Here is a 13,014-nt window from a genome sequence, read left to right on the forward strand (position 1 = left end):
TGGCGACCGGGAAAGCGGTCGCCAGTCGGCACGTTAGACAGCGAGGTGAGTCACGTCACCGAGCATCTGTTGGGATTAACTTCCTTCGCTTAGGACACCTGTCGGGACGCCCTGGCCACCGAGCCGGTTGAGCAGCCCGTCCGAGGTCACGCGGCCGGCCAGGGTCGGCGGGTTCAGCGGCGGTGGACAAGCGCGGAACGGGCACGGGAGCGCGCCCGCGGCGCGGGATCGCGGTCAGTAACTCTGGAACTCGGGCAGGCCCGCGTCGTCCGAGTCCGGTCCCACCACGGCGGTCAGCGTCGTCGCATCCGCGCAGACCGCGGTGGCACGCAGGTACGTCCGTCGTTGCTGTGCCCGCATCAGCACCTCGGCCTCGAAGACCTCGTCCTCGACGCGGAGCAGGTCGATGTCGCTGAGCTGCTCGTAGTGGGCGCGCACGTCCAACGGGGTCATGCGGACGGTGGCCTCGACCGTCGTCAGTGCGCCCTGCGGGACCACCGAGGTGACCCGCGCGCCGTCGGGCAGCATCAGGCCGGCGACATCGGCGCTCACCTCGGCGTCGGCGTCCAATGGCACCCGGTCGCAGCTGGGCAGGTTCGCCAGCATCCCCGCCTCGCGACCGATGGGCTGCCCGGCCTCGGTGCCGCCGCAGGCGGCCAGCAGCAGCGGGACCGTGACGACGACGGTCAACATGCGGAGTCTCACCGCCGCAGCATGGCACGCTCAGCGCAGCACGCGCCAGCGCCGTACGACGAGCAGCAGGGCGGTGATGACGACCGCGGTGACCACCATGAGGACGCTTGTGATCAGCGCGCCATAGGCGAAACTGGAGAACTCGAAGGCCTGGTCGAAGATGTAGACCGGCAGGTAGAGGGTGGCGTTGGCGGGCCGGCCGTCGGTGAGGACGTACGCGGGCACGAAGTTGACCTGCAGCGTCAGGATCGTGTCGCGGACGGCGAGCAGCAGTAGCACGGGTGCGAGCATCGGCAGGGTGAGCCGGCGCAGTTGGCCGAACGCGCCGCAGCCCTCCAGGGCCGCAGCCTCGTAGAGCCGGCCGTCCAGCAGGCGCCGGGCGGCGAGGACGACCAGGAAGCCCTCCCCGATCGGGAAGGCCAGCATCAGCGCCACCCCTACCCGTGCGGTGCCGGGATCGGAGAGCCAGGTGAAGCCGGGGTGGCCGAAGAGCCCGAGCAGTTGGTTGAGCGGGCCGTACAGCGGATTGAGCACCCACAGGAAGAGCACCGCGAGGGCCACGTCGGGCACGACCGTCGGCAGGTACACCGCGACCCGGAACCAACGCCCGCCCGGTCGCGGCGCGGCGAGCAGCAGGCCGAGCCCGACGGCGGCCAGCAGTCGCAGCGGTACGGCCAGCGCCAGGTGGATCGCCGACGCCTGCACGCTGTCGAGCAGGAAGCCGTCGGAGAGCATCCGGCGCACGTTGGCCAGGCCGACGAACTGGGGGTCGCGGGTCAGCCCGGTGTGGTCGGTGAACGCGTAGCCGAGGTTGAGCAGGGCCGGCAGCACGATCAGCAGCCCGACCGCGACCGCGTACGGGGCGATGAACGCCCATGCGGTCAGCGGCGGGCGGGCCCGGCCGGACGTCACCTCCGCCGTCCGGTTTCCGCGTCGAACCGGTGCAGGCGGCTGGGGTCGGGGCGCAGCCGCACCCCCTCGCCGGGCCGGACGCCGGGTCGCGGGCCGGTGCGGACCGTCAACCGGGTGCCGTCCGGGCAGCGGGTCAGCAGGATGGTCTCGCTGCCGAGCGCCTCCGCCGCCTCGACCGTGGCCTCGATCGGCCCGTCGGTGTCGAGCGCCAGGTCTTCCGGCCGCACCCCGAGGATCAGGCCGGCGGCGCCGCCGAGCACGCCGCCGCCGGGCACCAGGTTCATCGGCGGGCTGCCCAGGAAGCCGGCCACGAAGGTGTCCGCCGGTTCGTCGTACACCTGCTGCGGTGGCCCGATCTGGCGGAGCCGGCCGCGGTCGAGGACGGCGACCCGGTCGCCGAGGGTCATCGCCTCCGCCTGGTCGTGGGTGACGTGGATGGTCGTGGTGCCGAGTTCCCGGTGCAGGGCGAGCAGGTCAGCGCGGGTGGCGAAGCGCAGCGGCGCGTCCAGGCTGGCCAGCGGCTCGTCGAGCAGGTAGACGGTCGGCTCGCGCAGCAGCGCACGGGCCAGGGCGATCCGCTGGCGCTGCCCGCCGGAGGTCTGGTCGGGGTAGCGGTCGAGCAGGTCAGCGATCCCCAGCCGGTCGGCGGCCGCCCGGGCCCGCCGCTCGGCCTCGGCGCGTCGGACCCGCCGTACGCGTAGCCCGAACAGCAGGTTGCCCAGGACGGTGAGGTGGGGGTAGAGCGCGTAGTCCTGGAAGACCATCGCCACGGCCCGCCGGTGCGGCGGTACCCGCACCACGTCCTGCCCGTCGACGACGATCCGACCCTGGTCCGGCCGGTCCAGCCCGGCGATCAGCCGCAGGATCGTCGACTTTCCCGAGCCGGACGGGCCGACCAGGGTCATCATCTCGCCGGCCCGCACCTCGAGGTCGACGTCGTCGAGGGCGACGACCTGCCCGTACGACCTGGTCAGCGACTCGAGCCGGATGGCGCCGCGGTCACCCATCCGCGCCCACCGGCAGGGTGAAGAGCGGGCGGATCTTCTCCTCCAGGTTCCGCAGCCCCTCCTCGCGGCCGACCCGGCCGTAGAAGACCTCCTCGAGCAGGGCGTCCGTCTCACGCTCCACTCGCGACCAGGTGCCGGTGCGGGGGGTGGCCCGCAGGTGCGGCTCGGCGTCGAGGTAGACCTGCGACGACTTCGGGGGCTTGGCCGGGTCGAGGAACGCAGGGGAGTTGGCCACGTCGAGCCGCGACGGCACGGTGCGCCCCGAGTCGGCGAGGATCCGCTGGCCCTGCTCGCCCATCGCGAACTCGATGAACCGCCAGGCGTCGTCGTGGTCGGGCAGGCCGGCGCTCATGCAGTACGCGTCGCTGTGCAGGATCGACGCGGGCACGCCGCCCGGGGCCACCGGCAGCGGTGCCGCGTCCCAGGTGAAGCCGTCGATGGTGCGCAGCGTCGGGACGGCCACCCGGCTGTTCAGATACATCCCGAGCGTGCCGCGCAGGAACCGGGCCTCGCTCGACTCGCTCTGCTCCTCGGCGTCCGGGGGCACGACGTGGTGCTTCAGTTGCAGGTCGAGGAACCAGTCGACGGCCGTGCGGGTGGCCGGGTCGCCGGTGAGGGTGAGGGCGGTCGGTCGCGTCGGATCGTCGACGAACTCGCCGCGGTTGGACCAGACGAACGGTGCGAGCCGCGCGATCGACGGCTCGACGCCGGCGCCGTACTTCCCGTCGCCGGTCAGGGCGCGGGCGGCGGAGAGGAAGTCGTCCCAGGTCCAGCCGGCCTTCGGCAGCGGCACGCCCTTGGCCGTGAAGAGGTCGGCGTTGTAGTAGACGACCAGCGAGGACATGTTCTGCGGCAGGCAGGTCAGGGCCTTACCATCGAACCGGAAGGCGTCCAACGCCTGCGGGCTGAAGTCACTCTCGTTGAGCGCCGTGCTGCGGTCGAGGTAGGACTGCACCGGCTCGATGGCCTGCTGGGCGGCGAACTGGCCGTAGCGGCGGTAGTTCAGCAGGAACACGTCGGGTGGCTGCCCGCCGGCGAACGAGGTCGTCAGCCGGGCCATCAGCTCGTCCTGGCTGGCGACCGGGGAGAGCGTGACCGCCACGTCGGGGTGGGCGTCGGTGAACGCGTCAACCAGGCTGCGGTAGCCGGCGATCTCCTCGGCGTCGCCGAAGAGCACGACGGTGATCCCGTCCTGGTCCTCCGTGCGATTCCCGCCGCCGCAGCCGGCGACGCCGAGCAGCAGCGCGGCGGTGACCAGGGCGACGTACCGTCGGAATCGGCTCACCTACGACCTCCAGATCTCAGAGCGGCCAGCGGATCGTCGTTCAGCAGGATCCGTTGGGCCAGCAGGAACACCACCACGCATGGCACGGTCGCCACGACGCAGCCGGCCATCAGCAGCGGCCAGTCGGTCGGGTTCAGCAGTCGCAGGAACTGCAGACCCAGGGGGTACGTGTAACGATCGCCGCTCTGCAGGTACAGCAGCGGGTCGATCAGGTTGGACCAATGGAACGTGAAGGCGAGCACGGCCACCGCCAGGGTCGCCGGGCGCACCTGCGGCAGGGCCACCCGACGCCAGATCGTGAGCCACCCGGCCCCCTCCAACCGGGCGGCCCCGAGTTGGCTGTCCGGCACGCCGCCGAAGGCCCACGTGTACAGCAGCACCAGGAAGGGGCTGCCGGCGAGCAGCGCCGGGGCCAGCAGCGGGACGTACGTGTCGACCACGCCGGCCAACCGGAACAGCTCAAAGCGGGTGGCCCACACGGCGGTGACCGGCACGAGCAGCACCGCCAGCAGGCCGAGGACCGCCCGCCGCCGGGCCGCCGGCGTGAGCAGCCGCAGCCCGAAACCGGTCAGCGAGGCGACGACGACCGTCACCGGTACGGCGACCGCGACGACCATCGCGGAGTTCGCCACGTAGCGGAAGAGCGGGATCAGCTCCGGCAGCCGGGCGTACGCGGCCACGGACGGCTCGGGTGGAAGCAGCTCCAGGGTGCGGGGCGGGGGCCAGCCGGCGGGCCGGAGCGAGCCGACCACCATGAACCACAGCGGGGCGGCGAAGAGCGCCGCGAACAGCGCCGGAAGCACGAACCGCCCGATGAACCGCGGTATCACGGTGGGCCCCGAGGACCGCACGTCCCGCCCTTCTCGCCAACCGGTTGGCGCTCCTCGTCCGGGTCTCACACCGCGGGCAGGCTGGGGCCGGCCGGCGGTGGTTCGGCTGAGCCTATGACCGGGCGGCCCACAGGTCATCGGTCACTTGTTGGAATCCCGCGTCGGCCGCTCCTACGCCTGTCGTAGGCCGTCGGCCGTGGCCGTGCCCGATCGGATGGTCGCGGCCCGTGGTGGCCCTCAGCCCAGCGGGCTGGTCTACGCCCGCAGCCACCTATCACCAGGTGTGGTGGCCCCAAGCTGACGAGGTGCGCTTCGACGGCGATCATCTGCCGGTGTGGGACGAGGAGGCCGGCTACCTCGATCCGGCAACCGGCGAGGTCCTGCCCACCTGGGAGAAAGCTCTCGACCAGTTCGATGCCGACGAGGACGCCAAACCCTTCCACGTGATCCGTTTCGGCGAACAGGTGGACGTGCAGGGCGTCCTCGCCGGGACCTCGGACACCGACAGCGCATCCGGTATCTGACCAAGTCCATCAGCGACACCCTCGACGGCGGCCAGGCCCACCGTGAACACGCCGCCCGCATGCTGGATGCCCTGCGCTACGAACCGTGCTCGCCAGCCTGCCCGAACTGGCTGCGTTACGGCGTACAGCCCAAGAACACCAAGCCCGGTATGCAGCCCGGCCGCTGCCGCTCCCAGGCACACAAGCCCGAACACCTCGGCTACGCGGGCCGTCGCGGCCCGGTCTCCCGCAAGTGGTCCAACAAGACCCTGGCCGAACACAAGCAGGACCGCCGCACCTGGGTCCTGGAAGCCCTCGGCCAGGCCGATGAACCCACCGACCCACACCGCTACATCTGGCGACCCGTCCCGGCCGGAGACGCCAACGTGCCGCCCCTGACCATGCGGCTCCTTCGGTCCACGAACGCCAACGCCGGCGAGCCCCCCTCAGAGAGCTGGAAGCCAGAGCAGCCGGACAAGATCTTTCGGCGATCGAGGACGTGGGGAGGGCCGCATGACCAAGCGAGACGACCTGCTGACCGTGGCCCAGGTCCTCGACGAACTCGGCGGCGTCTCCCGCCGCACCTTCTACCGCTGGCGAAATCGGAAAGGCACCGGAGGACATCCGCCTGCCCAACGGCGAACTCCGGCCTCGATGGTGAAGGCGAAGGACGCTCGTACCTGGTACTCCTTCGCCGTCGCGTACGTTCGCGCCTGGTGGCCGCACGCGGCGGCCAAGTCCCGTGAGGGCATGGCACGGATCTGGCACGCGAGTGGAATTAAGCCCCGACAAGATCAAAGCCCAGGTACCGAATCCCTCGGTCTACCTGAGCTTTCGCGATGAGAGCGGGTGACGGGAATCGAACCCGCGCTGTCAGCTTGGGAATCGCAGGGATCTTGCCTCGTAGGAGCGCTGACCTGCGGCTGAGACCGGTCATGACTGACCGTGGTTGCCCCCTCGTTACCGCCCTTAATGGCACGACGATCAGCCCGCGACCTGGTGTTCCCCGCGCGACGCGCGCACCTCGCCCGCCTGATCATCTCGTCTGCCGTCGACCCGCCCGAAGGGGAAGCGGGCCAGGGCCACGGGGACAAGGTGGAGCGCCCCACTGGACGAACGACCTTGTCCCCGTGGCCCTGGTCTGCTCGGCTTGTCCCGGGTCGATGGTGGGCGGGATGATCAGGATTCCGCCTCAGCCGCCTACGGCCCCTCTTTAGGCGCGGCGACCATCCCGGAGCCGGAGCGCCCAGGGTTACTAAATCACGAGCAACCATTGATCGCCGCCGCTAAAATCACTCTCGTGAACATTCAATGGTGTATCGAGCGCTTAGAACTATATGCCTCCGCTCTTGAAGAGCTAGATCATCGCGGAGAAAGCCGCATGCATCTTTCCCTAGAAGATGCTCTTCGGAATGTGCAGCAACTTTCCCGTACCGCACATACGATCATGCGCAGGCTCGATCCCACGATGAGCGATCGATTTTCATGGGACGACCGATGGCAGATCGAGCAGGATGTCAACGCTACGATTGGCATGCTGCACGACTGGAAGGAGGTAGAGGAAAATCTTGGTCCTGGAGGGCCGTTGATATATGCAGCGCAGTTGCACCCTTGGGTTTGGGACGCAGCTTCTACGTTCTGGGACGCTGGTCACTACCGCGAGGCCGTGGCTCAGGCTGCTCGCTCGATAAGTGCGCACACGCAGTCAAAGATCGGCCGTACGGATATTTCTGAAGGGAACTTGCTCAAACAGGCCTTCAGCAAGGAAGATCCCAAGCCCGGCGCCCCAAGGCTGCGATTTACCGGAGATCGAAGCACTGAGACCTGGCGGAGCAGACAAGAAGGTGCGGTAGCTTTTGCCTTCGGCTGCTTCACTGGCATTCGGAATGTCGCTACCCACCAGCACATGCTCGACTGGGACGAACAGGAAGCATTTCAGTACCTGACCGCATTCAGCGTGCTGGCGCGCTGGGTGGATGAATGCGAAGTCGAGACGACCGAGGACGTCTGAGTGTTCAGCGCTTAGAAGACAGACGCGGCCCGAGCGCGGCCGCGCGCGAGAACGGCCCCCAGGCCGCACGCGCAGCGTGCGGCCGCGAGCGGGCCGCGTAGCGGCGCGCAGCGCCGCCCTTGATACCTACAAGAGCTATTCGGCAATCCTTCGGTCGAACATCCCGGCCTTGCGGGCCTCTGCGATGAGTTCGACGAGATCGGCTACAAGCTTCGGGCTTGCGGCGATGGTCGCTTGGGCGGTCTTGCTGTGCGGACTGCCGTCGAGATCAATCACCGTTGCCCCCGCTTCCCTGGCGATGATGACGCCTGCTGCGGTATCCCACGGGTTGTTGCTGAGCATGATGGCGGCATCAATCCTGCCGTGTGCCACCCACGCGAGATCGACCGCGGCTGCGCCGAACATCCGAATGCGCTGAACGCGCGCGGCAAGCTCTTCGGTCAGGGCGAACCTCGGCCGGTTACGCTCCTCGGCATTCTCCCCCACGGCATAGTCACCGATCGCCACAATCGCGCTCCGCAGGTCGCGGGCATCGCCCACCTGGATCGCGGAGCCGTTCACGGCAGCGCCGGCATCTTCGGCCGCCGCATAGCGAAGATCGAGGAACGGCAGGTCGATCACTCCAAGCGTGGGGGCGTCCTTATCGACGAGGCCCAGGGAGACGCCGCAGAGCGGGATGCCGTGCAGGAAGTTCGCCGTCCCGTCCACAGGGTCCAGCGCCCACATCAGGCCATCACCCAAGCGACTGACACCTTCCTCCTCACCCAAAAAGCCGATCCCAGGAGTTTCACGAGACAGGAACTCCCGCACAGCATGCTCGACGGCGTAATCCACCTCCGTCGCCATGTCCCGGTCACCCTTGGCCGTGACAATCCCGGGAGCTTTGGTACGGATAATCTCGCTGGCGATCGACACAGCTTGTTCACCGATGGGGAGCAGCGATCGGGCGGCGATGGTCATACAGGTTTGCTCCGCTCCCACATATCCCTGAACACCTGGTCGAAGACGGGGAACAGCCCCTCTGCGGCGGTGTTGTCCGTGATCACAAAGGTAGGTGAATTGACTCCGCGTGCCTGCGGTAGGTACGGCTGGACCACGCACAACGCCCGGTCCACGATGAGCAAGTTGAATCGGATCGTCTCGTCGTAGACGTGCAGTTCAAGGCATTGGGCCGACGTGGTGTCGAGCCGATCGCGCAGCCTGGTCAGCATGCTGATGTTGAGCGCCGTGAGGGTCGTCCGGGTGCTGTCGGTGTAGCCCTCTTCTGCTTCGCGGGCGCGGATCGCCTGGCCCTTCACGTCGAGGAAGAGGCAGCGGATGCGCGTGCCGGAGTCGAGCAGACGCTTGAGCTGATGATCGGGGCAGCTCTGGCAGAGGATGTTGAGCGACAGGCCTGCTGCGTTGATCTCCTTCGCGTCGTCGAGCAGCGACGAGGCCGGATATGCGGAGGAGAAGGCCGAGCGGCTACTGAAGACGGCGGTCACGTCAGCCAGCTGTGGGGCGTTGGCTGCGACGTCGGGCCCGGCGCTTCTGGCTGGCTCCGGCTCTGTTCTCTGGGCGGGGATCTCGACGGCGGCCGTGGCGAACAGCTCATGCGCCGATCTGCCCGGGAACATCGCCTCCAAGACGCGGCAGTGGCCCGAGTACGGCAAACCCTTGAGCTCTCCGTTCAGCCATCGGTGGAGCTGCGCCCGGCTCGGCCAGCCACCCTGCAACGACGGGTCCGCCTTCTTGGCCGCCTTGTCGTCTCGCTCCATCGCAGGCTCGAACGTGGCCAGGAGGACGAAAGCGCGGTAACGGCGATCATGCGTGGTACGAGGCATCGGCGTTCCAGAGCTGCACTTCCATGATCTCCGTCACACGGGAAACATGATCGCGGCGGACTCGGGCGCCGGACTCAAGGACCTCATGGCACGGATGAGGCACGACAACGTCCGGGCCGCGATGATCTATCAGCACGCCGTACGGGGAGCCGACAAGCTGATCACCGAGGCGATCGACAAGCACCTCATCGGGCACGGGACGACGACGAGGACGACCCGCCTGGCCTGCTGGTTCCCACCGGATGATCACCGGCCCTAATGGCACGCTAATGGCACGCAAAGATCAACAGTCCTATGAAACAACGAAGCCCAGGTACCGAATCAACCGGTCTACCTGGGCTTTCATGATGAGAGCGGGTGACGGGAATCGAACCCGCGCTGTCAGCTTGGGAAGCTGATGTTCTGCCATTGAACTACACCCGCGTGCGACTCGCGGCCGCCGTCCACCACTGTAGCGGAAACTTGGCGCTCTTCAGCAATCCCGGGCCCGCAGAGTTTCCGGGCGGGCGGTAAGTTGCTCACCGTGCTGCTATCTGACCGTGACATCCTTGCTGAGATCGACGCCGGACGGCTCTCGCTCGACCCGTTCGATCCCGAGATGATCCAGCCGTCCAGCATCGACGTCCGGCTCGACCGCTTCTTCAGGGTGTTCGAAAACCATCGTTACCCGCACATCGACCCGGCCGAGGAGCAGCCGGATCTGACGCGGATGGTGGAGCCCCAGGGGGATGAGCCGTTCATCCTGCATCCGGGGGAGTTCGTGCTGGCCTCCACGTACGAGGTCGTCTCGCTGCCGGACGATCTGGCCTCGCGGCTGGAGGGCAAGAGTTCGCTCGGCCGGCTGGGGTTGCTGACGCATTCGACGGCCGGGTTCATCGATCCGGGGTTCAGCGGGCATGTCACGCTGGAGTTGTCGAACGTGGCGACGCTGCCCATCAAGCTGTGGCCGGGAATGAAGATCGGGCAGCTGTGCGTGTTCAGGCTCAGTTCCCCCGCCGAGCATCCGTACGGGTCCAGCAAGTACGGTTCGCGCTATCAGGGGCAGCGCGGCCCCACCCCGTCGCGGTCGTACCGCAACTTCCACCGCACGAAGGTTTGAGATGAACATCAGGTGAACGTTCGAGGAACGTCTCGGTAATCAGGTCTCGTTTTCGTACTGCCAGCAACTGTTCTGAACGACGTCGAGGGCAGTCCGAGCTGCCAAAAAAGCCCCAAAAGTACGTACATCCTCGGTGTTGCACAACCTACGTCGGGTAGCCAGAAGGCGAACGGGATGTGAAGTTCGCATTTCGCCTGGTAGGCCATACCCTCTTCCACGGACCATCCCCGCACATCTGGAGAACGACGTGCGCCTGCGTCTCACGCCACGTGAGGACAGCTACTACGACCTGTTCGCCGACTCGGCGAACAACCTGGTCACGGCATCCCGCCTGCTGGTGGAGATCATCAGTGACGGCTCGGACAGGGAAGCCCTGGCCGAGAAGATGCGCGCCTGCGAGCACGCCGGCGACGAACGCACCCACGCCATCATGAACCGGCTCAACGAGAGCTTCATCACGCCGTTCGACCGCGAGGACATCTACCGCCTCGCCTCCAACCTCGACGACGTGATGGACGCGATGGAGGCCGCCTCCGACCTGATCGTGCTCTACCAGCTCGACCACCTGCCGAAGGACGTCGTCCGTCAGGTCGAGGTGCTCGAGCGGGCCGCCGAGCTCACCGCCGAGGCCATGCCCCGGCTGCGTTCGATGAAGAACCTCAACGAGTACTGGATCGAGGTCAACCGCCTGGAGAACCAGGCCGACCAGGTCTACCGCAGGCTGCTGGCCAAGTTGTTCAGCGGCGAGTACGACGCACTCACGGTCATGAAGATGAAGGAGGTCGTCGACGCCCTCGAACAGGCGGCCGACGCCTTCGAGCACGTCGCCAACACCGTCGAGTCGATCGCGGTCAAGGAAAGCTAGGCCCGTGGACCTCACGCTCGCCCTCGTCATCGGTGTGGTCGTCATCGCGCTCGTCTTCGACTACACCAATGGCTTCCACGACGCGGCGAACGCCATCGCGACCTCCGTCTCGACCCGGGCCCTGACGCCCAGGGCCGCGTTGTTCATGGCGGCGGCCATGAACTTCATCGGCGCTCACCTGGGCACACAGGTCGCCCAGACCGTCGGCAGCGGCATCATCGACGCGCCGAACGGCTCGCACGGCCTGGTGATCGTGGCCGCGGCGCTCATCGGCGCGATCGTCTGGAACCTGATCACGTGGTATTTCGGGTTGCCCTCCTCCTCCAGTCACGCGCTCATCGGCGGCCTGGTCGGCTCAGCGCTGGCCTCGGCCAGCGTCGTGCACTGGGACGGCGTTCTCGAGAAGGTCGTCATCCCGATGATCCTCTCGCCGCTGGTCGGGTTCTCCCTCGCGGCGTTGATCATGATTGCAATCTACTGGATCTTCCGCAACAGCCAGCCCGGCAAGACCAACCGCGGCTTCCGCTACACGCAGACGGTCTCGGCCGCCGCCATGGCGCTCGGGCACGGCCTGCAGGACGCCCAGAAGACGATGGGTGTCATCTTCCTGGCCCTCGTCGTCGGTGACTTCGCCGACCCGGGCGACCCCATCCCGCAGTGGGTCATCCTGGCCGCCGCCGCGGCGATCTCCCTCGGCACGTACGCGGGCGGCTGGCGCATCATGCGGACGCTGGGGCGGCGCATCATCGCCCTGGACCCGCCGCAGGGCTTCGCCGCGGAGTCGGCGGCGGCGACCGTGCTGTACGTGGCCGCCATCGGGTTCGGCGCTCCCATCTCGACCACGCACACGATCACCTCGGCGATCATGGGCGTGGGCGCCACCAAGCGGCTCAGCGCCGTGCGGTGGGGCGTGGCGGGCAACATCGTGACCGCGTGGATCCTGACCATCCCGGCCGCCGCCCTCGTCGCCGCGGTCTCGTACTTCATCATGCACGCGATCATCGAGTAGTTCAGCCGGTGGGGGCGTACATCACGTCGACGTCCCAGCGGGAGAAGCCGAGTGACTCGTACAGCCTGATGGCCGCCGTGTTGGCCTCGTCCACGTAGAGCATCGCCTGGGCGAGGCCGCGCGAGCGCAGGTGGGTCAGGCCGGCCAGGGTGAGGGCCCGGCCGAGACCGGTGCCCTGCTGGGAGGGGTCGACGCCGACGACGTACACCTCTCCCAGGGAGTCGTGGACCTTCGTCCAGTGGAAGCCGGCCGGCCGGTCGCCGCGGACGGCCAGGAAGAAGCCCTCGGGGTCGAACCACGGCTCTCGCTCGCGCCGCAGCAGGTCGTCCATCGTCCAGGCGCCCTGTTCCGGGTGGTGGGCGAAGGCGGCGGCGTTGACCTTGAGCCACGCCTCCTCGTCACGTCCGGGCACGAACGTGCGCAGCGAAACCTCCGGCGGCAGCGTGTAGTCCGGAAGGGGCACGTCGAGCGGGCGGCGCATCTGCCACAGGGAGCGTACGCGCTTCAGCCCGAACGAGGCCGCCAGCGCCGCCGCGCCCGCGTGGTCGCCGTGGGCCCACAGGCGCGGGCGCCCGGCGGTGACGTCCATGACCTCGCGCAGCAGGCGCGTGCCGTGGCCGTGCCGGCGGTGGTCCGGGTGGACGACCAGCTCGACGCTCGGGCCCTCGTCGGCCGGATCGACGTGCGCGTAGCCCGCGAGGTCGGCTCCGGCGTGCAGCAGCAGGGAGCGGGCCCCGGAGTCACCGCCGTAGCGGACGTGGAGCATCGACTGCTCGTTGAGCGGGTGGACGCCGTCGGCTCGCGCCGCCGCCTCCACGAGGCCGAGCACCTCGGCGATCTCCTCGTCGTCCAGCTGGGCGGAGACTTTCACGTGCACGTTCACAGAACGCCACTCTAGGCGGACCATTGGCAAACACCGCCAGCAGGTATCCGGATAAATCGTTACCTTTGCGGCATCGGCTGCTCAAGATCAGGTC

At 68.0% G+C, this 13,014-nt stretch carries 15 protein-coding genes, 1 tRNA gene and 1 pseudogene; 8 read left to right on the forward strand and 9 right to left on the reverse strand.

What is annotated here, in order from left to right; genetic code table 11:
* Nucleotides 1–234: 234 nt before the first annotated feature.
* The 5 genes from ACIBP6_RS39635 to ACIBP6_RS39655 are packed head-to-tail and all read right to left on the reverse strand — an operon-like array spanning nt 235 to nt 4,727.
* Entirely contained in the window at nt 235–705 is a 471-nt protein-coding gene (locus tag ACIBP6_RS39635) for a hypothetical protein (protein WP_397059425.1), read from the reverse strand.
* 18 nt (nt 706–723) lie between these two features.
* Complete coding sequence (locus tag ACIBP6_RS39640) at nt 724–1,605, reverse strand: carbohydrate ABC transporter permease (RefSeq protein WP_397059427.1); 882 nt, start codon at nt 1,603–1,605, stop codon at nt 724–726.
* Nucleotides 1,602–2,612: an ABC transporter ATP-binding protein gene (locus ACIBP6_RS39645; RefSeq protein WP_397059429.1), complete on the reverse strand. Its 1,011-nt coding sequence runs from the start codon at nt 2,610–2,612 to the stop codon at nt 1,602–1,604. Before ACIBP6_RS39645 ends, ACIBP6_RS39640 begins: the two co-directional genes overlap by 4 nt.
* The gene (locus tag ACIBP6_RS39650) at nt 2,605–3,897 is read right to left on the reverse strand and encodes an ABC transporter substrate-binding protein (RefSeq protein ID WP_397059431.1); all 1,293 of its coding nucleotides are present in this window, start codon (nt 3,895–3,897) and stop codon (nt 2,605–2,607) included. Before ACIBP6_RS39650 ends, ACIBP6_RS39645 begins: the two co-directional genes overlap by 8 nt.
* Nucleotides 3,894–4,727, reverse strand: a complete 834-nt coding sequence (locus tag ACIBP6_RS39655) for an ABC transporter permease subunit (protein WP_397059433.1) — start codon at nt 4,725–4,727, stop codon at nt 3,894–3,896. The genes ACIBP6_RS39650 and ACIBP6_RS39655 overlap by 4 nt, the downstream gene beginning before the upstream one ends.
* Nucleotides 4,728–5,032: 305 nt before the next feature.
* Here ACIBP6_RS39655 and ACIBP6_RS39660 point away from each other — a divergent pair, with 305 nt between their 5' ends.
* From ACIBP6_RS39660 to ACIBP6_RS39675, 4 genes and pseudogenes are all read left to right on the forward strand, one after another.
* Nucleotides 5,033–5,251, forward strand: coding sequence for a hypothetical protein (locus ACIBP6_RS39660; protein WP_397059435.1), 219 nt, complete (start codon nt 5,033–5,035; stop codon nt 5,249–5,251).
* Nucleotides 5,252–5,259: 8 nt separating this feature from the next.
* A pseudogene (locus tag ACIBP6_RS39665) lies at nt 5,260–5,586 on the forward strand (replication initiator); the annotation flags it as partial.
* Nucleotides 5,587–5,743: 157 nt separating this feature from the next.
* Entirely contained in the window at nt 5,744–6,073 is a 330-nt protein-coding gene (locus tag ACIBP6_RS39670; protein ID WP_397059437.1) for a helix-turn-helix domain-containing protein, read from the forward strand.
* Nucleotides 6,074–6,380: 307 nt separating this feature from the next.
* Complete coding sequence (locus ACIBP6_RS39675; RefSeq protein WP_397059439.1) at nt 6,381–7,241, forward strand: TIGR02391 family protein; 861 nt, start codon at nt 6,381–6,383, stop codon at nt 7,239–7,241.
* Nucleotides 7,242–7,376: 135 nt separating this feature from the next.
* On the opposite strand, the gene ACIBP6_RS39680 is transcribed toward ACIBP6_RS39675, so the two are convergent.
* Nucleotides 7,377–8,201, reverse strand: coding sequence for an inositol monophosphatase family protein (locus ACIBP6_RS39680; protein ID WP_397059441.1), 825 nt, complete (start codon nt 8,199–8,201; stop codon nt 7,377–7,379).
* Nucleotides 8,198–8,998: a DUF5919 domain-containing protein gene (locus tag ACIBP6_RS39685; RefSeq protein ID WP_397059443.1), complete on the reverse strand. Its 801-nt coding sequence runs from the start codon at nt 8,996–8,998 to the stop codon at nt 8,198–8,200. The genes ACIBP6_RS39680 and ACIBP6_RS39685 overlap by 4 nt, the downstream gene beginning before the upstream one ends.
* A 151-nt stretch (nt 8,999–9,149) precedes the next feature.
* On the opposite strand from ACIBP6_RS39685, the gene ACIBP6_RS39690 reads away from it, so the two are divergent.
* A complete protein-coding gene (locus ACIBP6_RS39690; protein ID WP_397059445.1) occupies nt 9,150–9,323 on the forward strand; it encodes a hypothetical protein in 174 nt (57 codons plus the stop codon).
* 93 nt (nt 9,324–9,416) lie between these two features.
* Here ACIBP6_RS39690 and ACIBP6_RS39695 read toward each other — a convergent pair.
* Nucleotides 9,417–9,487: transfer RNA gene (locus ACIBP6_RS39695), tRNA-Gly, on the reverse strand.
* 100 nt (nt 9,488–9,587) lie between these two features.
* Between ACIBP6_RS39695 and dcd the strand changes: the two genes are divergently transcribed.
* The 3 genes from dcd (at nt 9,588) to ACIBP6_RS39710 (ending at nt 12,037) form a co-directional block, all read left to right on the forward strand.
* Nucleotides 9,588–10,163 (forward strand): dCTP deaminase, encoded by a 576-nt coding sequence (gene dcd, locus ACIBP6_RS39700; protein ID WP_397059447.1) that lies wholly within the window; start codon nt 9,588–9,590, stop codon nt 10,161–10,163.
* Between the two features lie 247 nt (nt 10,164–10,410).
* Entirely contained in the window at nt 10,411–11,028 is a 618-nt protein-coding gene (locus tag ACIBP6_RS39705) for a DUF47 domain-containing protein (protein WP_090770239.1), read from the forward strand.
* Between the two features lie 4 nt (nt 11,029–11,032).
* Entirely contained in the window at nt 11,033–12,037 is a 1,005-nt protein-coding gene (locus tag ACIBP6_RS39710) for an anion permease (RefSeq protein ID WP_397059449.1), read from the forward strand.
* A 1-nt stretch (nt 12,038) separates the two neighbouring features.
* Here the strand turns inward: ACIBP6_RS39710 and mshD are convergent, their stop codons facing one another.
* Entirely contained in the window at nt 12,039–12,920 is an 882-nt protein-coding gene (gene mshD, locus ACIBP6_RS39715; RefSeq protein WP_397059451.1) for a mycothiol synthase, read from the reverse strand.
* Between the last annotated feature and the right edge of the window lie 94 nt (nt 12,921–13,014).

Origin of the sequence: Nonomuraea terrae, from assembly GCF_044465245.1 — a bacterium.
GTDB lineage: Bacteria > Actinomycetota > Actinomycetes > Streptosporangiales > Streptosporangiaceae > Nonomuraea > Nonomuraea terrae.

Coding starts and splice junctions, on each gene's coding strand:
- ACIBP6_RS39680 (WP_397059441.1), bottom strand. CDS start 8,201: ATGACCATCGCCGCCCGATCGCTGCTCCCCATCGGTGAACAAGCTGTG.
- ACIBP6_RS39690 (WP_397059445.1), top strand. CDS start 9,150: ATGGCACGGATGAGGCACGACAACGTCCGGGCCGCGATGATCTATCAG.
- ACIBP6_RS39670 (WP_397059437.1), top strand. CDS start 5,744: ATGACCAAGCGAGACGACCTGCTGACCGTGGCCCAGGTCCTCGACGAA.
- ACIBP6_RS39645 (WP_397059429.1), bottom strand. CDS start 2,612: ATGGGTGACCGCGGCGCCATCCGGCTCGAGTCGCTGACCAGGTCGTAC.
- ACIBP6_RS39685 (WP_397059443.1), bottom strand. CDS start 8,998: ATGGAGCGAGACGACAAGGCGGCCAAGAAGGCGGACCCGTCGTTGCAG.